Annotated in this window: 21 protein-coding genes; 13 read left to right on the top strand and 8 right to left on the bottom strand. The window is 67.2% G+C overall.

The genetic code is table 11. From position 1 onward, the window contains the following. Together Q1L59_RS03530 and Q1L59_RS03525 are read right to left on the bottom strand one after the other, a co-directional pair. On the bottom strand, positions 1 to 347 hold a 347-nt coding region (locus Q1L59_RS03530; protein ID WP_300328104.1), incomplete at its 3' end, for a hypothetical protein. Between the two features lie 412 nt (positions 348 to 759). Continuing rightward, on the bottom strand, positions 760 to 2,019 hold the full coding sequence (locus Q1L59_RS03525; RefSeq protein WP_300328101.1) for a response regulator: 1,260 nt from the start codon (positions 2,017 to 2,019) through the stop codon (positions 760 to 762). Positions 2,020 to 3,237: 1,218 nt separating this feature from the next. On the opposite strand from Q1L59_RS03525, the gene Q1L59_RS03520 reads away from it, so the two are divergent. The 5 genes from Q1L59_RS03520 to Q1L59_RS03500 all read left to right on the top strand — a co-directional run bounded on the left by Q1L59_RS03520 (position 3,238) and on the right by Q1L59_RS03500 (position 6,767). Then, positions 3,238 to 4,350: a helix-turn-helix domain-containing protein gene (locus Q1L59_RS03520; RefSeq protein WP_300328098.1), complete on the top strand. Its 1,113-nt coding sequence runs from the start codon at positions 3,238 to 3,240 to the stop codon at positions 4,348 to 4,350. Between the two features lie 137 nt (positions 4,351 to 4,487). Next, positions 4,488 to 4,841, top strand: coding sequence for a hypothetical protein (locus Q1L59_RS03515; protein WP_300328095.1), 354 nt, complete (start codon positions 4,488 to 4,490; stop codon positions 4,839 to 4,841). Continuing rightward, positions 4,838 to 5,716 carry an NAD-dependent epimerase/dehydratase family protein gene (locus Q1L59_RS03510; RefSeq protein WP_300328092.1) on the top strand — a complete coding sequence of 293 codons (879 nt, stop codon included), beginning with the start codon at positions 4,838 to 4,840 and terminating at the stop codon, positions 5,714 to 5,716. Before Q1L59_RS03515 ends, Q1L59_RS03510 begins: the two co-directional genes overlap by 4 nt. Beyond that, positions 5,713 to 6,192 carry a DUF2269 domain-containing protein gene (locus tag Q1L59_RS03505; RefSeq protein WP_300328089.1) on the top strand — a complete coding sequence of 160 codons (480 nt, stop codon included), beginning with the start codon at positions 5,713 to 5,715 and terminating at the stop codon, positions 6,190 to 6,192. The genes Q1L59_RS03510 and Q1L59_RS03505 overlap by 4 nt, the downstream gene beginning before the upstream one ends. Beyond that, positions 6,189 to 6,767 (top strand): DUF4166 domain-containing protein, encoded by a 579-nt coding sequence (locus Q1L59_RS03500; RefSeq protein WP_300328086.1) that lies wholly within the window; start codon positions 6,189 to 6,191, stop codon positions 6,765 to 6,767. Before Q1L59_RS03505 ends, Q1L59_RS03500 begins: the two co-directional genes overlap by 4 nt. A 318-nt stretch (positions 6,768 to 7,085) precedes the next feature. On the opposite strand, the gene ispF is transcribed toward Q1L59_RS03500, so the two are convergent. Together ispF and ispD are read right to left on the bottom strand one after the other, a co-directional pair. Beyond that, positions 7,086 to 7,562 (bottom strand): 2-C-methyl-D-erythritol 2,4-cyclodiphosphate synthase, encoded by a 477-nt coding sequence (ispF, locus tag Q1L59_RS03495; RefSeq protein ID WP_300328083.1) that lies wholly within the window; start codon positions 7,560 to 7,562, stop codon positions 7,086 to 7,088. Beyond that, positions 7,559 to 8,257, bottom strand: coding sequence for a 2-C-methyl-D-erythritol 4-phosphate cytidylyltransferase (gene ispD, locus Q1L59_RS03490; RefSeq protein ID WP_300328081.1), 699 nt, complete (start codon positions 8,255 to 8,257; stop codon positions 7,559 to 7,561). Before ispD ends, ispF begins: the two co-directional genes overlap by 4 nt. 139 nt (positions 8,258 to 8,396) lie before the next feature. Here ispD and amrB point away from each other — a divergent pair, with 139 nt between their 5' ends. The 8 genes from amrB to Q1L59_RS03450 all read left to right on the top strand — a co-directional run bounded on the left by amrB (position 8,397) and on the right by Q1L59_RS03450 (position 17,635). Next, positions 8,397 to 9,242, top strand: a complete 846-nt coding sequence (gene amrB / locus Q1L59_RS03485) for an AmmeMemoRadiSam system protein B (protein ID WP_300328078.1) — start codon at positions 8,397 to 8,399, stop codon at positions 9,240 to 9,242. Continuing rightward, positions 9,208 to 9,786 (top strand): AmmeMemoRadiSam system protein A, encoded by a 579-nt coding sequence (gene amrA, locus Q1L59_RS03480; RefSeq protein ID WP_300328076.1) that lies wholly within the window; start codon positions 9,208 to 9,210, stop codon positions 9,784 to 9,786. Before amrB ends, amrA begins: the two co-directional genes overlap by 35 nt. Continuing rightward, on the top strand, positions 9,783 to 10,889 hold the full coding sequence (amrS, locus tag Q1L59_RS03475) for an AmmeMemoRadiSam system radical SAM enzyme (protein ID WP_300328073.1): 1,107 nt from the start codon (positions 9,783 to 9,785) through the stop codon (positions 10,887 to 10,889). The genes amrA and amrS overlap by 4 nt, the downstream gene beginning before the upstream one ends. Then, positions 10,886 to 11,566 carry a hypothetical protein gene (locus tag Q1L59_RS03470; RefSeq protein ID WP_300328070.1) on the top strand — a complete coding sequence of 227 codons (681 nt, stop codon included), beginning with the start codon at positions 10,886 to 10,888 and terminating at the stop codon, positions 11,564 to 11,566. The genes amrS and Q1L59_RS03470 overlap by 4 nt, the downstream gene beginning before the upstream one ends. Before the next feature lie 331 nt (positions 11,567 to 11,897). Further along, positions 11,898 to 12,470 (top strand): DUF2760 domain-containing protein, encoded by a 573-nt coding sequence (locus Q1L59_RS03465; RefSeq protein ID WP_300328068.1) that lies wholly within the window; start codon positions 11,898 to 11,900, stop codon positions 12,468 to 12,470. Continuing rightward, positions 12,467 to 14,314, top strand: a complete 1,848-nt coding sequence (locus Q1L59_RS03460; RefSeq protein ID WP_300328065.1) for an Hsp70 family protein — start codon at positions 12,467 to 12,469, stop codon at positions 14,312 to 14,314. Before Q1L59_RS03465 ends, Q1L59_RS03460 begins: the two co-directional genes overlap by 4 nt. 3 nt (positions 14,315 to 14,317) lie before the next feature. Next, positions 14,318 to 17,107: an Hsp70 family protein gene (locus Q1L59_RS03455; RefSeq protein ID WP_300328062.1), complete on the top strand. Its 2,790-nt coding sequence runs from the start codon at positions 14,318 to 14,320 to the stop codon at positions 17,105 to 17,107. A gap of 282 nt (positions 17,108 to 17,389) precedes the next feature. Next, on the top strand, positions 17,390 to 17,635 hold the full coding sequence (locus Q1L59_RS03450) for a hypothetical protein (RefSeq protein ID WP_300328059.1): 246 nt from the start codon (positions 17,390 to 17,392) through the stop codon (positions 17,633 to 17,635). A gap of 106 nt (positions 17,636 to 17,741) precedes the next feature. Here Q1L59_RS03450 and Q1L59_RS03445 read toward each other — a convergent pair whose 3' ends face one another. The 4 genes from Q1L59_RS03445 to Q1L59_RS03430 all read right to left on the bottom strand — a co-directional run bounded on the left by Q1L59_RS03445 (position 17,742) and on the right by Q1L59_RS03430 (position 20,598). Further along, complete coding sequence (locus tag Q1L59_RS03445) at positions 17,742 to 18,245, bottom strand: LEA type 2 family protein (RefSeq protein ID WP_300328056.1); 504 nt, start codon at positions 18,243 to 18,245, stop codon at positions 17,742 to 17,744. Positions 18,246 to 18,258: 13 nt separating this feature from the next. Continuing rightward, positions 18,259 to 19,176, bottom strand: a complete 918-nt coding sequence (locus Q1L59_RS03440; RefSeq protein WP_300328054.1) for an NAD(P)-dependent oxidoreductase — start codon at positions 19,174 to 19,176, stop codon at positions 18,259 to 18,261. Beyond that, a complete protein-coding gene (locus tag Q1L59_RS03435; RefSeq protein ID WP_300328051.1) occupies positions 19,176 to 20,054 on the bottom strand; it encodes a 2-hydroxy-3-oxopropionate reductase in 879 nt (292 codons plus the stop codon). Before Q1L59_RS03435 ends, Q1L59_RS03440 begins: the two co-directional genes overlap by 1 nt. A gap of 130 nt (positions 20,055 to 20,184) precedes the next feature. Then, on the bottom strand, positions 20,185 to 20,598 hold the full coding sequence (locus Q1L59_RS03430; RefSeq protein ID WP_300328048.1) for a secondary thiamine-phosphate synthase enzyme YjbQ: 414 nt from the start codon (positions 20,596 to 20,598) through the stop codon (positions 20,185 to 20,187). Positions 20,599 to 20,640 lie beyond the last annotated feature (42 nt).

The following is a 20,640-nucleotide window of genomic DNA, read 5'->3' as shown; positions in this document are numbered from 1 at the left end:
GAACAGCGCATCCCGCAGAAATGGCAGCGCAGCGTCCGGGAAGGGGTGGTCGAACCGACTGCCGCCGGTTCCGGGCCCACTGCCGAGTCCGCCAGCAGTAGATCATCTGGTGCCGGTGGCATAGACCCCTGATGCGTCACCTTCTGCTGACGAAGCCGGTAACGGCGGGTTCTTTCAGCGTGCTTGAGGCGGCCATTCCGGCTCTTCTGGTAACGGCGGCCGGCTGCCTGGAGGGAAGCGCGGCGGGCCGCCTCGGCGCAGTAGATCTGGCCCCGGTCGCAGCGGCTGCAGACAACGACCTGGGTTCGGCAGTGATGGCAAAGGAAGAGTCGGCCGGTGGCTTCCATTGGCGGTTCCCGTCACGCCAATGAGCTATCGACACGAAGAGGCCGCTCGTGAAATACTCTCCCTGCACCCGTGCACGGCACGGTGTGGGGCACGACATCGGTGTTAACTTTGCGGGTTTGGCCGGTGTCGTGCCCGTTCTCCTTGGCGGGTTCCTTTTACCGCATCGCGAGCGGGTTGGCCATCCCCGCCTGGACCCCTTGGCCGCATCGGCGGCAGGTTTCCCCGATGGCCGCCGCGCGACAGGAGGGCGCGTCTCCAGTCGCCCAGCCACCCCGAAACCCCAATCGCTCCCGACCACGGACCCTTCCTCCCACGACCACATCCTCAACCGCTCGCAGCCAGATATCGGCACTTTTCGGCAGCCACCAACAGTTTGCCCGACACCGTTGTTGGCGTTGACGGACGCAGTTGCTAGCGTTGACGGACGCAGTTGCGTCCGCTCTGCTTGCATTCGTACAGCGCGACATCGGCGCGCGCAAACAGGCGGTCGAAATCATCGCCTTCCTGCAGGCTGCTCACGCCTATGCTGACCGTCATCTTCATCCCCGCCGGCCTGCTCGCCGCGACCTGGGCGCACAGTTCATCAGCCATGCGCAGGGCATCGGCGAGCGGCGTTGCCGGCAGCAGCAGGAGAAACTCCTCACCGCCGTAACGGATTGCCTCCTGCGGCAAGCGGCAGCTTGCGCGCAAGAGCTCGGCGATGGCAATCAGCACCTCGTCACCGCGCGCATGTCCATGCTCGTCATTGACCCGCTTGAAGTGATCGACATCGACCACCGCCAGAACGAGGCCTTCCTGGCGCGCGCGAGCGAGAATCTGCGGCCACGCACCGTGCAAGTAGTGCCGATTGCGCAGCGAAGTCAGATGGTCGCGCAGCGCCAGCTCCTTGAGCAACTCGTGCTGCGCTTCGAGCTGTTCCCAAAGCTGCCGCAAGGTCAGCAGATTGCCCAGCCGCGCCGCCAGTTCCTCGGCGACGACCGGCTTGTTGACGAAGTCGTTCGCCCCCGCGCGCAGCAGGTCCACTCGGCGACTCGCGCTGCCCAACGCGGACAGCGCGAGAATCGGTATCTCGCCTTTCTTTCCCGGCTGGCTGCGCACCGCACGTATCAGCGACAAGCCGGTCTGGAATCCGTCGAGGACGTAATCGGTAACGACAATCTGGTAATCCTGCTGCGCCAGGGAGGTGATCGCGTCTTCCGCGCTCTTGAACCAGAAGACATCAAGGCCCAGCCCGCTCATCACTTCGCGATAGAAGCGCGCCGCCGTGATGCTGTCCTCGACCAGCAGCACGCGTCCCGAAAGGCGGCGGGTAACGCTTTTCTCCCATTGCTCGACGTAAGCTTCGAAGCTGTTCAGATCGGACTTCAGAAAGCACTCGCTGACACCGACGGCCAGCGCTTCGGCGAAAACCACCCGCTCGCGACGCGAGGTCAACATGAGCGCCGTCGTCAGACCGAGCAGCCCGCGCTGGCGTGCCTCGCGCAGGAGTTCGGTGCCACGCATGTCGCCCAGTTCAAAGGAGAAGCAGAGCAGATCGCGATGCCCTCCGGCAAGCGCCGCGAGCGCGCTCTCGCCATTGACGACGGCATCGTAGGCGATGTTGTGGCGAGCGAAGATCGAGCCGATCACCGTTCGCAGGAAAGTCGAGGGTTCAACGAGCAACGCTTTCATCAGCGGTCCATGGCCGACAACACGAACGTGGCGGGCGGGTGGCGCGTCCGGCCAGCAAGGGTCTTGCCGTCGTTCCGGCGATCAACCACCGACCGGCAGCAGCAGCAGCGTGTCATCATCGCCCGTGGCAGACCTGGTCGCGCACTCGGCCAAGCGTCCTCATCCGCAACGCGCGGCACCTGGCTGCCCCGCGGGCTACGCACGCCTACCATGCCGCACCAGGGTCAATCTGCACTCGTCCAGCGTTCAAAGACAAAAAGGAGTCGCCTAACCGCAATTCGGGCTAGCCGCCGTGCCTTACCGGTCGACGCCCTGGCCCCGACCACTAGCCACGCGCGCGGCCCAGGTCCGAGTAGCGCGCTCTGCCGCTACTCGTCCGAATATGATAACGGGTTGGCGCGCGCCAGGCAACCACCGTCGCCCGGGAACGAGACGCTATGAAACGTCTGAATCGGGAACTGCCGGTAAACCCACACCAGCGCCCTTGGCGCGCGAAGCATCGTAGAATCGGCCAACCGGAGGGCCATTGGACGCGCTCGTACGGGATCAGCCGCGACGCGTCTTCTTCGGCTAAGCGCGCGAACCAGGCACCCACGCCGTGCAGGTGCGCTCGACGCGCTGCTCCGGTCTCTCCGTCTGGCACGCCGCTCGGCCTGGTCGAACGACGGCCAGTACGTCCATGCCGCGCGCTGGTCGCGCCAATCGGTCACCTGCTCGGCGGCTCGATGAAGCAGAGCAGCCCCTGTAACGAGGTAGACGCCACGGGGGCAAATTCAGGTGGCGCCTGGCTTTGTCATGGGACCGACGTGCGGGAACACGGGAGACGCCTTGCCAGAAGCGCCGTCGCTTTCCTGGACCGATTCGTCGCCCCGCGCGCCTTGATAGATCTCGTGCCAGGCATTGGCGCACCAGCGTGCCCGTTCGTCGGCCGGCGAGCTTGCGGAAGCGGTCAACGGGAACGACGACCATCAGCCGGCCTTCGCCAGCACTGCGCCGGCGGTCACGGGCCGCGTCGCCGGTGGCCAGGGGCTTGGCGGTGGGTCGACGCACGGCCGCAGCGCGGGTGGCGCGGCACTTGTCGTCGGTGTCCGCGGGCGGCTGGGTGGCGCGACGACGGGCTCCGGCGGCACCGTTGGCGCGAGATGCTTGGCTGGATGCCGGCATCGGAGTGTGATGACGACGACTGCGGGCAGAGTATCTGGCGGCCGATGTCTGGCGTTGGTCGAAAGCGAAAGTGACAGGCGCATTGATCGCCGAGTCGGGTTATCTTCACGATTTCTCGCGTTTCCCCGGAAAATGGCTGTAATGATTTCGCTTGCCTTGCTGCTCATCGGGTTTTCAGTGGTCAGCGCCCTGCTGCTGACGGTTACCCATTTTCGAAAGGCGAACTACAGCGAGCAGCCTGTCGCGCGGAACATGGGCCTGTCGCTGGTCGCTGCACTGGCCGGCCTGCAAATTGCACATTGGGGCTGGTTGTATCTCGACCGAACCTGGATCGATACCGGCCTGTACCGCATGCTGCTGTTCACGGTTGCCCCGGCATTCTGGGCTTTCAGCCAGCCGCTGCTCAAGGCGCAAACCTTTGTCGGATCAAACTCCCGCACAATCATTCATGCCCTGCCAATCGCCATTGCTCCGTGGCTTGGTCGTGATCTTGCACTGCCCCTGGCCTTCGTGATCGGGGCGGGCTATCTGCTTGCCCTGGCCCGCGACATTCACCACTTGCGCATGCAACGCGACGAGTATGCACAGGAAATCGTCCTGCTGGGGACGATCTTTGTCATCGCCGTCGGGGTGGCGCTCCTCGGGGTCCTGCAGACGCATTTGCCGGACAAGCTGTTTTTCATCCTCTATGCCATGGCCATCGGTCTCGCCTTTCTGCTCGTGCAAATGGCTCTCGGCTTGCGGCCGCAACTGTCAGTCGAGGTGGCGGAAACGGCCAAGGCGTCCTACCAGAATTCGACGCTGACACGCGTCGACTGCCCGGCCATGCTTGAGCGCTTGGCTGGCCTGATGGATGGCGAACGGATCTACGAGAATTCCGACCTCAGCCTCGCTGGGCTCGCCGAACGCCTTGGGCTGAGCTCTCACCAGTTATCGGAACTGGTCAATGTCCATCTCGGCAAGAATTTCTCGCGCTACCTTCGCGAGGTTCGCGTGGCCGCAGCCGGCAGAATGCTGTGCGCCGAACCGTCGGCATCGGTGCTTTCGGTGGGTCTGAGGGTCGGCTTCAGCGCCCAATCCAACTTCTATGAGGCCTTTCGGGAAATCGAAGGCATGACGCCGGGGCAGTATCGCAAACTCCGGCGCAAGGGCGATATTCGCTCGTAGCGCCGGTCCAGCCGCACCGCTTCTGTTCCGAAACGATCATTTCGGAACAGAAGACAGCTCCGACTTGGCCATTCCGGAGGATTTCCTCCCGGCAAAAGCCAAGACTGTGGGCTCCATTCATCGAAAGGGAGTCCAATATGAGCACCTATCTGCTGTTGCTGCTGGAGTTGCTGATCGGCATTGGGACCGGCCAGCGCGTCCTGCGCGTCCTGCGCATCCTGGCAAGTCGGTTGATCAAGACCTTGGGGCGAATCTGCCCCGACGAGGAGTCCGCCCGCTTCGGGCTTGGCTACACTCGGGTGACGCTGGTCATCGCCCCGCTGATTCTTGTTCTGTTGATGGATCTCTTTTCCCGCGACAGCACGCCGCAGGACAGTTTGCGCACGGCTCTGCTCGCCAGTCCGGGCGGTTTGCTGGCTGTACTGCACCTGATCGGTTCCCGCATCGGACGCTTCATTACCGTTCCCAAGCATCAGGACGCCCGGCAATGAACATCCTGCTCACCGGTGCCAGCGGCTTTATCAGCCAGAACCTTGGCCAAGTACTGACGGCGGCAGGGCATCATGTCGTGCCGGTTTCGCGTCGTGACGGCGGCGATTTTTCGGCGCTGCAGACGGTAGAACGCTGGCTGCCCCGACTTCGCGGTATGGATGCCGTGATCAACGCAGTCGGTATCATCGGCGAGACCGGTAGCCAGCGCTTCCACGCACTGCATGTCGCCGCACCGATCGCGCTGTTTGATGCCTGTTGCGAGGCGGGGGTAGCGCGGGTGATCCAGATTTCGGCACTTGGTGCCGACGACTCGGCTTTCTCGGCGTATCACCTGAGCAAGAAGGCGGCGGACGACCATTTGCGCCAGCTTGACCTTGACTGGTTCGTCCTTCGCCCATCGGTGATCTACGGGCGGGGCGGTACCAGTGCCGAGATGTTCATGCGGCTTGCCCGATTGCCGGTGTTGCCGGTGATTGGCGACGGTCGCCAGCGCTTGCAGCCGGTGCATATCGGCGACGTCGTTGCCACAGTGATGGCCTGTCTCACCGCCCGCGAGACCCGGCGAACGCTGGACATCGTCGGTAACGAAAAGATCGAGTACGTGGAGTGGCTGCAACGCCTGCGACTGGCCCAAGGGGGAAATCGGGCGCTGGTCCTGCGCCTGCCTGTCCGATTGGTCATGCTTGGCGCCGGGCTGGGACAGCCGCTGAGCCCGATGCTGCGCCCAGAAAACATCCGGATGCTGATCGAGGGCTACCACGCCGACGGCCGGCCGTGGCGCGATTTCCTTGGGCGGCCGGCCATGGCGTTCTCGCCGGCTCTGCTGCATGCCGACGCGCCACAGGCGCTGACGCAATTGGGAGGCCAGGCATGAGCTATCTGACACTCAAGACATTGCACCTCCTCAGCATGGTGCTGCTCTTTGGCACTGGCCTGGGGAGTGCGTATTACAAATGGATGGCAGATCGCAGCCGGCAGGTGGCCCATATTGCGGTGACCAACCGGCAGGTGGTGCTGGCCGACTGGTCCTTCACCACGCCGACGGTCATCCTCCAGCCAATCAGCGGCGTGGCCATGGCTTACCTGGCGGACATCCCTCTGACGACGCCCTGGCTCGCGATCAGCCTCGGGCTTTATTGCCTGGCCGGCATTTGCTGGCTGCCCGTCGTCTGCCTGCAGATTCGCATGCAGAAGCTCGCTGAAGCCGCGCTGGCGTCGGGAAGTCCACTCCCCGACGCTTACTGGCGAATGGCGCGCTGGTGGTTCTGGCTCGGCGTGCCGGCATTCACGGCAATGGTGGCGGTGGTCACGCTGATGGTGTTCAAGCACGTTCCGGGAGTAGCTTCATGAAGAGCCTCATGCAATGCGCGCTGGGCGACGACTGGGATCGGCTTCCGGCGTCACTGCGAGCGCACTACCAGTCCGCTCCCAACGTCGATGTCGGACACATGGATATCGACTTCCCGGTGTGGATGAAACCCTATCTTTGGCTGCTGCATCGCCTCGGTGCGCTGCTGCCGAGATCTGGAAGCCGGATTCCAACCCGGGTCGAGAAGAACGTGGTGGGGGGCCGTCAGTACTGGCGGAGAACGATGCGGTTTCCGGACGGGAAGCAAGTCACCTTCAACAGCTTCTGGATTTGCCCGGGCGGCCATCGCTTGCTTGAGTTCGTGAATCCGGTCATGGGGCTGGAAATGGCGGTTCGCATCGAGGGACCTCACCTGCGCTACGATGGCGTACGCTTCGTGTTGAAGCTGGGGCGTTTCATCGTTGGGCTTCCTGAATGGGTCCTCGGCCACACGAGCATCGTTGAAAGCGCCCTGTCGGAATGCGACTTCGCCATGGACTTTCGCCTGACGCACCCGATTTTCGGACAGGTCTTTCGGTATGCTGGCATCTTCGCTACCCAGGTGCGTCAGCCGTAGACCCCAGGTGATCTCACTGTTTTTCCCTAGCGTTATCCGCGACAGTTCCAGTCGATTCCGAGATCAGCCTAGCCTGCATCGGCGAAGTCCCGCCCAGCGCCTCGGATGATTCGCCGCGCCTGCGCAATGGCGGCTCTTGGCGGACGCAGCGAGCGGATCCCTGCACCGGCATTGACCCGATGCGCAAGCGGTCGACGGCCGCGCCGGCTCCGCGCTGTGACTTCGGGGTGCTGGCAGCCGCGGCGTGGCGTCATCGCCGCAGCCCGATGCTGCGGCGCACTCGGCCAAGCGTCTTCATCGGCGCCGCGCCGACGGTTTCTACTTCGCCACGAGCAGGACGACGGCGGCGCAGGCGATTCCTTCGCCGCGCCCGACGAAGCCCAGGCGTTCCGCCGTCTTCGCTTTGACGCTGACGCAGGAAGGCGGGATCCCCAGATCGGCAGCGATGTTGGCGACCATCTGCGCAACGTGCGGCGCCATGCGCGGCTGCTGCGCACTGATCGTCGCGTCCACGTTGCCGACCTGCCAGCCGCGTTGCGCGAGTAGCGCCAGCGTCGCGCGCAGCAGGCTGCGGCTGTCGGCGGCGCGGTAGCGTTCGTCGGTGTCCGGGAAATGGCGTCCGATGTCGCCGAGTCCGGCTGCGCCGAGCAGCGCGTCGATGATCGCGTGCAGCAGCGCGTCGCCGTCGGAATGGGCGAGCAGACCGCTGGAGTGCGGGATATCGACGCCGCCGAGGATCAGTCGGCGACCGGGAACGAGTGCGTGGATGTCGCTGCCCTGTCCGACGCGAATCATTCGTCGCCTCCGCCACGGGCACGCAGGATCATTTCAGCCAGGCGCAGATCGGCGGCAAAGGTGACCTTCAGATTGCTCGCGTCACCGCGCACCAGGCGCGGCCGCAGACCAAGGGCTTCGATCGCCGACGCTTCGTCGGTCCCCGCCGGATGCTCGGCCAGCGCACGGCGCAGCAGGCCGTAGCGAAACATCTGCGGCGTCTGCGCCTGCCACAGGCCGTCACGTGCCTCGGTGCGCGCAACGCGCTGTTCGTCGTCGCCGCGTTTGAGCGTGTCGGCAAGCGGCACGGCGAGCAGGCCGCCGACCGGATCGTCGGCCAGTTCGGCGCACAGGCGGGCCAGCATGGGCAACGACAAGCAAGGGCGCGCCGCGTCGTGTACGAGCAGCCAGTCTTCGTCGCAAACCGCGGTGGCCGCCGCCCGCAGGCCATTGGCGACGCTTGCCGAACGCGTTGCGCCGCCGGAGAATACGCTTTCCAGCTTGGGTCCGAGGGGCGTCCAGTCGAAGCTCCGCCACCCGGTGTCGTCCGGCGCGAGGACGACCCAGACGCGCTCGATCAGCGGGCACGCGCAAAGCACCGCCAGGCTGTAGTGGATCAACGGGCGGCCGGCGAGCATCTCGTACTGCTTTGGCGTCGTGCCACCGAAACGGGCACCGCTGCCGGCTGCCGGAACGATTGCGAAGTAGCTTGTCATCGGCTAATTTTAATGCAGCAGAGGTAACGATGGCGCGCACGGCCGGTTCGCCCCCACGGCGCACCACCACAACGGCCGGCGACCGCCGACGAACGACCGCCCACGAACGACCGCCAGTGCAGACCGAAGGAGCGCGAAGATGAGCAGCGAAGCAAGGCATGCAACCCGACCGCCGGCGGTCGCCGGTACGTTCTATCCCGCACCGGCGAGCGTCCTGGCGCGCGATCTGCGCCGCCTGCTGGCGCACGCGCCGGCAACGCCGACAGCGCCGGCCAAGGCAATCATCGCGCCGCACGCCGGTTACGTCTATTCCGGCCCGGTCGCCGCCACCGCCTACGCGCCGCTCGTCACCCGCCGCGAAACGATCCGACGCGTCGTCCTGCTCGGTCCGACGCACCGTGTCCCGGTCAATGGGCTGGCCCTGCCCGCGGCCAGCGCTTTCGCAACACCGCTCGGCGAAGTTCCGCTCGACCAGGCAAGCTGCGAAGACATCCTGCAACTGGCGCAGGTCGTCGTCAGCGACGCGGCGCACGCCTACGAGCACTCGCTCGAAGTACAACTTCCGTTCCTGCAGTCGGTCCTGGCCGATTTTAGCCTGGTGCCGCTGGCCGTCGGGCGCGCTTCGGCCGAACAGGTGGCCGAGGTGCTCGAACGTTTGTGGGGCGGTGATGAAACGCTGATCGTGATCAGCTCCGACCTCTCGCACTACCTGCCTTACACCACGGCGTGCGCCCTCGACCAGCGCACGGCACACCACATCCTTGCCCTCGACGTGCACCTCGACCACCAGCAGGCGTGTGGCGCGACGCCGATCAATGGCCTGCTGCTCGCCGCGCGCCGGCATGGCCTGCAGGCGCAACTCGTCGACCTGCGCAATTCGGGCGACACCGCCGGCGACAAGGCGCGCGTCGTCGGCTACGGCGCGTTCAGTTTTTTCCCGGAGTCCAGGAATGAGCAGCGAAACGCCCAGCACCCTATCCACTGACGCTTTCGGCGACACGCTGCTGCGCATTGCACGCAACGCGATCGGCGAACGCTTCGCCTTCCCGGCGCAAGCCGTCGCGGACTTCGCCGAACTCGGCGAAGCGGCGGCCACTTTCGTCACGCTGACCCAGCAGGGCCAGTTGCGTGGCTGCATCGGCAGCCTGGAAGCGCATCGGCCGCTGGCGCGCGATGTCGCCGCCAACGCGCTCGCCGCCGCTTTCCACGACCCACGCTTCCGGCCGCTGGGCAAGGACGAATTCGTGCGCACGCGTGTCGAGGTTTCGCTGCTGACGCCGGCCGAGCCCTTTCCGGTGCGTGACGAAGCCGACGCGCTGGCCCGCTTGCGGCCATTGGTCGACGGCCTCATCCTGAGCTACCGCGGACGGCGCGCAACATTTCTGCCGCAAGTCTGGGAATCGCTGCGCGCACCAGGCGATTTCCTCGCCCAACTCAAGCTGAAAGCCGGCCTGCCGGCTGATTTCTGGCACGCCGACATCGTGCTGGCGCGCTACGCGGTCCGCAAGTGGCACGAGACAGCGCGATGAACGACGCCGTGCATCGACCGAAAACGCCGGAATCCGCCTGCCCGGCGCGCTGGTGGCACGCGATCGCCGACGAGCGCATCCAGTGCGACCTCTGCCCGCGCGACTGCAAGCTGCACGACGGGCAGCGCGGCGCGTGCTTCGTTCGCCAGAATGTCGGCGGCCGCATGCTGCTGACCACCTACGGCCGCTCGTCCGGCTTCTGCATCGACCCGATCGAGAAGAAGCCGCTCAACCACTTCTTTCCCAGCTCGGCGATCCTTTCCTTCGGCACCGCCGGCTGCAATCTGGCGTGCAAGTTCTGCCAGAACTGGGACATTTCGAAATCGAAGGACATGGACCGTCTGCTCGATGCGGCAACGCCGGAAGGAATCGCCGCAGCAGCCGTCGCCTACGGCGCGCACTCGGTCGCCTTCACCTACAACGACCCGGTGATCTTTGCCGAGTACGCGATCGATACAGCGCTTGCCTGCCGCGAACGCGGCATCCGGACGGTCGCGGTGACCGCCGGCTACATCCACCCGCAGCCGGCGCGCGAGTTCTTTGCCGTGATGGACGGGGCCAATGTCGACCTCAAGGCGTTCACCGACGATTTCTATTTCAAGCTCTGCGCCGGCCATCTGCAGCCTGTCCTCGACATTCTGCAGTACATACACCACGCCACTGCGTGCTGGCTGGAGATCACCACGCTGCTGATTCCCGGCCGCAACGACTCGGACGGTGAGATCAACGCGCTGGCGAAATGGGTCGCGCGCGAACTGGGCCCCGACGTGCCGCTGCATTTCAGTGCCTTCCACCCCGACTGGAAGATGGACGACGTGCCGGCGACGCCCCGCTCGACGCTGACGCGCGCACGCCGAATTGCCCTCGACGCGGGTCTGCATTACGTCTATACCGGCAACGTGCACGACAGCGAGGGCGGAACGACCTTCTGCCCGGGTTGCCAGGCCGCGCTGATCGAGCGCGACTGGTACGACATTCGGCACAACGATCTGCCGGCCGATGGCCGCTGCCCGCACTGCGCCACCCGCATCGCCGGCTACTTCGCGCGGCTGGGCAAGCCTTTCGGGCCGCGCCGCGTCGCCGTCCGGCTGCTCCGTCATTGAACCCGACGATTCTCCAGCCCGGCGTCACTTCGCTGACCGTTCCGCTCGCCGACGCTGCCCTGCGCGGCACGCTGCATCTGCCGACCGTGGCGACGGCGCTGATCATCCTGGCCGAAGCCGGCCCGGCACCGGCGGCCCGCAACGAAGCTCTGGCGACCGTGCTGCAGCAGGCCGGCCTGGCAACGCTGACGCTCGATCTGCTGACGCACGCCGAAGAGCGCTTTCGCGACCCGCATCACAATGTCGCGCTGCTCGTCAAACGCCTGCTCGCCGGCGTCGAACTGATCAAGCGGCACATCCAGCTTGGCGACCTGCCGCCGCTGCCGATCGGCCTGTGCGCTGCCGGCGACTGTTCGCCGGCGATCGTGCGCATCGCCGCCTTGCGTGACGGCGACATCTACGCGCTGGTCTGCCGCGACGGCCTGATCGACGGCGCCGGCATGCTCTACCTGCGCTCCTTGAAAGCGCCGCTGCTGCTCCTCGTGCAGCCCGGCAACGAGCCAGCCCTGGCCAGCAACCGGCGCGCCCTGCGCGAACTGAGCTGCGTCAATGAGTTGAAAGTGCTCCCGGCGAATTCCGACGGGGCTACCCGGGGAGCGAGCTTGGCCGCGCTGGCGCACGACGCCGCGCAATGGTTCACGCGTCACCTGCCGCGCGCAAAGCGACCCGCCGGCTGATCCGACCCGCCGACGACGCCGTACCGACGCGCTGCAACAGGCCAAGGGGGCGGCGAGCGGGCTCTACCAAATCCCGGCAAAATGCGTTATATTGCGCTGCAACAGACGCGCTGCCCGCACCGCCGACGTGACGCCACGCGGCCGACGTGAGCAGCGCTGGCGGCCAGCGTCGAGCCGGGCTGCGGCGCCCGACCGCGGCCCCGGGCCGCTTGTCCCCAGCTTCCCGCCGACACGCCACAGGTGCCTGCCGACTTCACCGGCACGAGCGCCGTGACGCTGTCCGGCCAACCCTCAGCGGACCGCCTCGGCGGTCAATCTCAGGACGTACGCCATGAAACACGACACGCCCCCCTCACTGTTGAGCCGACTATCTCTGGCCATCAGCACTTTCTTCTCGATTCTTGGCGACGGGCAGTTCGCCCTTCGCGTGCAGGCGCTGCGTAGCGGCGAGCCGCGCACCGAGCCGCCCGCGCCGGCAGCCGCACCGGCGCCGGTCAGAACGCCGCCGGTGCGCATGAGCGAAGCGACGCCCGACGGTGCGCTGCAGCTCCTCGGTCTGCTCCAGCGCGAGGCGCGCTTCATCGATTTCGTGCAGGAGGAGGTCAGCGCTTACCCTGACGCCGACGTCGGCGCCGCCGCGCGCCTGGTGCACGAAGGCTGCCGCAAGGTGCTGCGCGAGAATTTCACGCTCGCTCCGGTACGCGGCGAAGCGGAAGGCAGCCGGGTCAGCCTGCCGGTCGGTTTCGACGCCGCGGCGGTGCGCGTCACCGGCAACGTCGTCGGACAGCCGCCGTTTACCGGCAGCCTGACGCACCGCGGCTGGCAGGTCGTCGAGCTGCGCCTGCCCAAGCTGGCGCCCGGTCACGAGCTGAAGATCGTTGCCCCGGCGGAGGTCGAACTATGAGTGCACCGCGTTTCTCGATCGGCATCGACCTCGGTACGACGCATTGTGCGCTTTCGTACATCGATCTCGCCGGCAGCGACGGCGAGCAGGTGACCCAGGACGTGCTGCCGATTCCGCAGTTGACCGCCCCCGGTTCGCTCGAAGCGCGCGGCCTGCTGCCTTCGTTCATCTACCTGCCGCACGCCGACGAACTGGCGCCAGGCGATCTGGCGCTGCCATGGACCGCCGAGCTCGATCACGCGGTCGGCGAGATGGCGCGCAGCCGCGGCGCGGGAACGCCGATCCGCCTGGTTTCCAGCGCCAAGAGCTGGCTCTGCCACGCCGGCGTCGATCGCCGGGCAGCGATCCTGCCGAACGATGCACCGCCTGAAGTCACCCGCGTTTCGCCGCTCGAGGCCTCGCTGCGCTACCTGTCGCACCTGCGCGCAGCGTGGGAGTACGCGCAGCCACAGGCGCCCTTCGCTGAACAGGAAGTGGTCGTCACCATCCCCGCCTCGTTCGATCCGGCCGCGCGCGAACTGACCGCCGAAGCGGCACGCGCCGCGGGTTGCGCGCAGTTGATCCTGCTCGAAGAGCCGCAGGCGGCGCTCTATAGCTGGATTCAGCAAAGCGCCGGCGCCTGGCGCAAGGCGGTCCGCCCGGGCGACATCATTCTCGTCGTCGACGTCGGCGGCGGCACCAGCGACTTCTCGCTGATCGCGGTCGTCGAAACCGCCGGCAACCTGGAACTGCACCGCGTCGCCGTTGGCGAGCATATCCTGCTCGGCGGCGACAACATGGACCTGGCGCTCGCCTACGCGGTCGCCGGCAAACTCGCCGCCCAGGGGACCCGGCTCGACGCCTGGCAACTGCGCACGCTGACGCACGCCTGCCGCTCGGCCAAGGAAACGCTGCTCGCCAAGGCCGACGTGGAGAGCGTGCCGCTGGTCATCGCCAGCCGCGGCAGCAAGCTGATCGGCGGCTCGATCCGCAGCGAGCTGACGCGCGCCGAACTTACCGCGACGCTGCTCGATGGCTTCTTCCCGGCGGCGGCGATTGGCGATCGTCCGCAGGGGCGCGGGCGCGCCGGCCTGACGCAACTCGGCCTGCCCTACGCGCAGGATGCGGCGATCACCCGCCATCTGGCCGCTTTCCTGGCGCGCCAGCGCACGGCCACCGACGATCTCGCCGGGTTCAGTGCGCAGCTCCCGGACGGCGCGACCTTCCTGCATCCGACCGCGGTGCTCTTCAACGGCGGTGTCTTCAAGTCCGAGCTGCTGGCCGAACGGACGCTGGCGACGATCAACGCCTGGCTGAGCAGCGAGCAGGCCGCACCGGCGCGCCGCCTGGCTGGCGCCGACCTCGACCTCGCCGTCGCACGTGGCGCGGCTTACTATGGCTACGTCCGACGCGGCCAGGGCGTGCGCATTCGCGGCGGAACGGCGCGTTCGTACTACGTTGCCGTCGAATCGGCGATGCCTGCCGTACCCGGCCTGCAGCCACCGGTGCAGGCGCTCTGTCTGGCGCCCTTCGGCATGGAGGAAGGCAGCGAAGCCGCCCTGTCTACGCAGGAGTTCGGTCTGGTCGTCGGCGAACAGGTACGCTTCCGCTTCTTCGGGTCGTCGGTGCGCCGGCTCGATCAGGTCGGTACGCTGCTCGAGGAGTGGGCGCCGGAAGAGCTGCAGGAGCTCGACGAGATCCATACGACCTTGCCGAGCGAAGGACGCGCCCCTGGCGCGGTCGTCCGCGTCCGTCTGCACGCGCGCGTCACCGAAGCCGGCACGCTCGAACTGGAAGCGCTGCCGCACGATGGCGCCGAGCGCTGGAAGGTCGAGTTCGACGTGCGCGGCGCCGCGGCAGAATAGGCGATGCGGCGCCCGGCCACGCGCCAGTACATCGTCGGCATCGACCTGGGGACGAGCAACACCGTCGTCGCCTACGCCGCGCCCGGCGAGCAGCAGGTCGAACTGCTGCCGATCGAGCAACTCGTCGGCCCCGGCCAGGTCGCCGCGCGACCGCTGCTGCCTTCGGTGCGCTACCACCCGGCGCCCGGCGAGATCAGCCCGGCCGACCGGCTGCTCCCCTGGTCGAACGCCGACGACGAGCCGGCGATCACCGGGCGCCTGGCGCTCGAGCTCGGTGCGCAGGTTCCCGGCCGCCTGGTGAGCAGTGCCAAGAGCTGGTTGTCGCACGCCGCCGTCGACCGGCTGGCGCCGATCCTGCCCTGGGGTGCGGAAGACGATGTGCTCAGGATATCGCCGCTCGAGGCGAGCGCCAGCTACCTCGCGCACGTCAGCGCCGCCTGGCAGCATCGCTTCCCGCAGGCGCCGCTGGCCGAGCAGCAGGTCGTCCTTACCGTTCCCGCGTCGTTCGACGAAGGCGCGCGTGCGCTGACGCTGGCCGCCGCCCGCCAGGCCGGGCTGAGCCAACTGCGCCTGCTCGAAGAACCGCAAGCGGCGGTCTACGACTGGCTGCTGCGCCACCAGACCGGGCTCGCCGAAGCCCTGGCCGAAACGCGCTTGCTGCTCGTCTGCGATGTCGGCGGCGGGACGACCGATCTGACGCTGATCCAGGTGACGCAGCACGACGGCGAGCCGCGGCTGACGCGCGTCGGTGTCGGCGACCATCTGATGCTTGGCGGCGACAACATGGACCTGGCGCTCGCCCACCTGGTCGAGTCGCGCCTGCCGGAAAGCGAAGGCAAACTGTCGGCGGCGCGCTTTTCGCAGCTCACCGCGCGCTGTCGGACGGCGAAGGAACAACTGCTCGCCGCCGGCGCTCCGGAAAGCCTGGTCCTGACGCTGCTCGGCGGTGGCGCGCGCCTGATTGGTGGCGCGCGCAAGCTCGAACTGCAGCGCCAGGAGGTCCGCCGGCTGCTCGTCGACGGCTTCTTCCCGCAAACCCATTACGATACGCCGCTCGCCCAGCGGCGCGCCGGTCTGGTCGAGTTCGGCCTGCCCTACCCGGCCGATCCGGCCATCACCCGACACCTCGCCGCGTTCCTGCGCCGACACGCGCAAGCTGCCCGCCAGGCGCTGGGCGACGACCCGGCGACGCTACCCGTCCCCGACACCATTCTCTTCAACGGCGGCGTCTTCCGCGCCGAGGCTCTGTGCGAGCGGCTGCAGGAGACGCTCGCCGAGTGGCGCGGCAGACCTTTGTGCGTCCTGCACAACGACGATCCCGAAACCGCCGTGGCACGCGGTGCGGTCGCCTACGCGCTCGTCCGCCAGGGACACGGGCGGCGCATCGGCGGCGGTTCGGCGCGTAGCTACTTTCTCGTTCTCGACGAGGCGCACGGCCAGGCGGGCGGCGCGCCGCGCGGCATCTGCCTGTTACCGCGCGGCAGCGAGGAAGGGCGCGAAATCTGCCTGCCCGAGCACACTTTCAGCCTCCGCCTGGGCCAGCCGGTGCGCTTCCACCTCGCCTCGTCAGTCGCCGACACGGCGTATCAGCCCGGCCAGATCAGCCCGTTGGAGAGCGACGACTTCGTCCGCCTGCCGCCACTCGCCAGTGTCGTACAGCCGATTCCGGGCAGCACACAGCGCGAAGTGCGCGTCCAACTGCGCAGCGCGATGACCGAAGTCGGAACGCTCGAACTGCACTGCGTCAGCCTCGACGATGCCGCCCGCCGCTGGCTGCTCGAGTTCCAGTTGCGCGGTGCGGCGAGCGAAACCGCGGTCGCTTCGGCCGCCTTGCCGGCGCGCTTTGGCGAAGCCGTGCGCCTGATCGAGCAGGTCTTTGGCGCCCGTGCGCCGAGCGTCGACAGCAAGGACGTACGGCGTCTGCGTGGCCAGCTCGAACACCTGCTCGGCAAACGCGACGAGTGGGACATGGTGCTCCTGCGCGCGCTCTGCGACGCGTTGCTGCAACGCGCCCGGCGCCGCCGACGGTCGCCCGAACACGAGCGGCTGTGGCTCAACCTGACCGGTTTCTGCCTGCGCCCCGGACTGGGCTACGCGCTCGACGACTGGCGCAGCGAACAACTCGTTCCCTTGCTCGAACAAGGCATCGAGTACGTCGGCGAGAGCCAGAACTGGTCGGAATGGTGGACGCTGTGGCGACGCACCGCCGGCGGTTTGTCGTCTGCCGTACAAGAAAAGCTGCTCGCCGAAGTCGATCCCTGGTTGCGCGGCGAGAGCGCGAAGACGCGCAGCCGGGCGGCCGCGGCGATCGCCGGCAGTCACGACGACATGCTGCGCCTGGTCGCCTCGCTCGAGCGTTTGCCGAGCGAGCGCAAGACCGAACTCGGCGACTGGCTGCTCGCCTGGCTGGGCAAACCGAACGCGCGCGCGCTCGGCTGGTGGGCGCTCGGCCGAATCGGCGCGCGCCAGTCCTTGTACGGCAGCGCGCATCAGGTCGTCGCGCCGGAAACGGCGGCGCGCTGGCTGGACGCGCTGCTCGCCATCGACTGGAAAAGGGTCGAACCGGCCGCTTTCGCTGCGACGCAAATGGCTCGCGTGACCGGCGACCGCTCGCGCGATCTGCCCGAAGACCTGCGCCAACGCATCGCCGCCCGCCTGCGCGCGATCAATTCGCCTGATACCTGGATCAATCAGTTGCACACCGTCATCGAACTCGACCGTGCCGACGAGCGCCGTGCTTTCGGCGAGTCGCTGCCGGCCGGGCTGCGCCTGCTCACCGATCGCCCGAGCTAGCGAGCGCTCCGGCCGGTCGTTCGCGGAAAAATGTGTGACGATTCTGCGTGGTGATCGTTGTTGACCTATTGGAGCGGTCGGCCGCTGGCCACCGCACCGGGCCGCCGAGGAGGTCGGAGAACACGCCCTCGCCACCGCTTGCCACGCGGACCAAGCGGGCGCGTGTAAGAGATCTGTCGATCTGTCGACGCGACCCTGCGAGACTCTTACCCGCCAGTCAGGCGGGCGGCTTCTCGATAAACGTGATCCATTGGCCTCAACGGCGGTTTTTCCCGATAATCGATGAGCAAAAAGACTAGCGAGGATTTTTCCATGCACACCTCGAGGGGTCCCGAAAGGCGCAGCAGCGACCGCGGGCGACCGGATGGGCTGCCTGACCGGCGCTGCGGCGCCGAGCGGCGGACGATGCGCGTGAACGAGGAAGCGCTGGCGGAAATCGAGGCGCGTCTGACCGGCATCGAAGGCGTCCGGCCCCAGGTCGACGAAGCAGGCACCGGCTGGGACAAACTGATCATCGAGCTTGACTAGGCCAAGCGAGCGCGCGCAGCGGCCGGCCATGGCCAAGCGCACCGACCGTCCGGCGACGCCCGCGCGCACACTGCGTGCGGCGCACCAGGCGCAGCGCCAACCGCTTTCAGGTCCGCTCGGAGCCCTTCGGCAAAGGCCTCTTCGGCGCAGCGCCCGGCGCTGAAAGCGGCAGATCGCCGCTGCGTTCAAAAGGCACACTGCCGATTCCGGAAACGCTGAGACGGCCGACGACACGGTAGTCGATACGCTCGCGGCCGCCTTTCTGCAACTCGCGAAGCTGGTTCAGCGCCTTCGCCAACGTGCCGCTGGCCATCACCTCGAGCACCGCTTCGCCGAAACGGGGAACGGTCACCGCCTTGTCCGACAAACCCTTGACGAAAGGCTGCTCGTTGACCTCGACATCGAAGGCGAGGCCGGTGATGCGCAGTTCGACGTCATTTGGGTTCTGAATCCGCAGCTTGAGTGCAAAGCGCTGCTCAAAGACGCCAAGCTGGACGAGGTTGAGGCCGATCAGGGTCACCTCGGGCTTGTGCGAGAGGCCGGACAGAGCGGCGCACGAGGTCAGCAAAGCGCAGATGACGGCAGCGATGACACCGATGATCTTCTTCATGCAGCCATGCCTTTCATGTCCAGTCCCGACCGGACTGCGCCGGGCAACGGGTGCCACTGCCGCCCGCATCCGCCCGCTCGAGCACGCGCAGCAGCGCCGCCGTATCGTGTCGCGCCCCGCCGTGCGCCAGTAATGCGTTGAGTTGCTGGCCGACCAGCGCGGAAACCGGCAGCGGAACGCCCAGGCGCTGCGCCTCCGCGAGCACGACACCGTAATCCTTGTGGTGCAGGCGAGCTTCGACACCCGCGGCGAAGTCGCCGTCGACCATGCGCCGGCCCATCACCTCGAGCACCCGGCTGGCCGCCGATCCGCCGGCCAGCGCCTGGCGCACGCGCGCCACATCGGCCCCGGCCGCCCGACTCAGATGCAAGGCCTCGGCGACCGCCTGAATTGCCCCGACCATGATCATCTGGTTGCACGCTTTCGCCACCTGACCGGCGCCGTGCCCGCCGACATGAACGATCGTCCGCCCGAGCCGTTCAAGCAGGGGCCGGGCGCGCGCGAAGACCGCCGGGTCGCCGCCGACCATGATCGCCAGCGTGGCCGCGATGGCACCCGCCTCGCCGCCTGAAACTGGCGCGTCGAGCATGTCGATCTGCCGCTCGGCCAGCCGCCGGGCGAGCGAACGCGCGCTTTCCGGCGCAATCGTGCTCAGATCGACGAGCAGCGAACCGGCGGCCAGACCTTCCACCAGCCCACCCTCGCCGAAGCTCAGTTGCTCGACATCGGCGCCGCCGGTAACGACCGTGAACACGACCTCGGACGCGCGCCCCACACCGGCCGGGTCAGCGCAGACTTGCGCGCCGGCGGCGCTCAGCGGCTGGCAGACCGACGGACGACGCGCCCAGATGGCCAGCGTGTGGCCGGCAGCGAGCAGATGGCGGGCCATCGGCTGGCCCATCACGCCCAGGCCGATGAAGCCGAGACGCATCAGTCTTCGCCGCCGGAAAGACGTTCGAGCAGCTTGAGGATGGCAATCGAATCCTCTTCGCCCAAGCCGCAGCCGACCATTGCGTTGTACATCTGCGCCGTCGCCGCCGACACCGGCAGGCAGAGGCCGAGTTCGTGCGCGCTCTGCATGACGATGTTCATGTCCTTCTGGTGCATCCAGGACTTGAAACCGGGCTTGAAGTTGCGGTCGAGCATGCGCTGACCGTGGTTTTCCAGGATCTTCGAGTAGGCGAATCCACCGAGCAGCGCTTCGCGCACGCGCGCCGGATCGACGCCGCTGCGCGCCGCGAAATTGAGCGCCTCGGCAACCGTCAGCACGCCGACTCCGGTGACGATCTGATTCGCCGCCTTCGCCACCTGACCGGCGCCGGAATCGCCGACATGGACGATGTTCCTGCCCATCGCCTCGAACGCCGGTCGCGCCTTGGTGAAAGCCTCGACCGACCCGCCGACCATGATCGACAGCGTTCCGGCAATCGCCCCGACCTCGCCGCCGGAAACCGGCGCATCAAGAAAATCGATTCCCTGCTCGGCCATTCGACGAGCGATGTCGCGCGCCGCTGCCGGGCGTATCGTGCTCATATCGACGGCGATCAGCCCGCGCCGCGCGCCGGCAGCAACCCCGTTCTCAGCCAGCATCACCTGCTCGACATCGGGCGCATCGGCGACCATCGAAATGACGAGTTCGGCCTCGCCGGCGACGTCGGCGGCGCTCGCTGTGCCTTGTGCGCCGGCCGCCAGCAGAGGCTGCATCGACTCGCTGCGACGCGCCCACACGCTCACCTGGTGGCCGCCGCGCAGCAGGTTCAGCGCCATCGGACGCCCCATGATGCCGAGACCGATGAATCCGATTTTCATTACCTTTTCCTTTCCGCTCGCCAGACTTTCGAATTGGTCAGTTTAGCAGGAAGATGCGGCTGCCAAGCGCGGCCGACCGGCGAAATGGCGGCGCGCAGCCGGCACGGCGCCGGCTGCGCGTCGAGCGCGCTCAGCCGACGACCGTGACGACGATCTGCCGGCGGTGCGGCGAGGTACGGTGCTCCCAGAGATAGATCCCCTGCCAGGTTCCCAGACGCAGATCGCGATTGGCGACCGGCACGCTCAGCCCGGCACCCGCGACAATGTTGCGTCCGTGCGCCGCCATGTCGTCGTCTCCCTCCATGTCGTGCCGGTACGCCGGATCGCCGTCCGGAGCCCAGCGCGCGGCCAGCGTTTCGAGGTCGCGGCGCACCGAAGGGTCGGCGTTTTCGGTCAGGATCACCGAGCAACTGGTGTGCAGCACGAAGACGTTCGCCAGGCCGATCTCGACGCCCGACAGGCGCACGATGCGTGCCACTTCGGCGGTGATTTCAAGCGTTCCGCGGCCGCGACTGTGCACGTCGATCGTCTGTTGGTAAACCATGGCCACTCCTCATCTTCTTCGCCCGCGCAGTGTAGCCAATCG

This window comes from Accumulibacter sp., assembly GCF_029255125.1.
GTDB lineage: Bacteria > Pseudomonadota > Gammaproteobacteria > Burkholderiales > Rhodocyclaceae > Accumulibacter.
The sequence above is the reverse complement of the archived record's forward strand: the minus strand, read 5'-3'. Positions and strand labels throughout refer to the sequence as shown.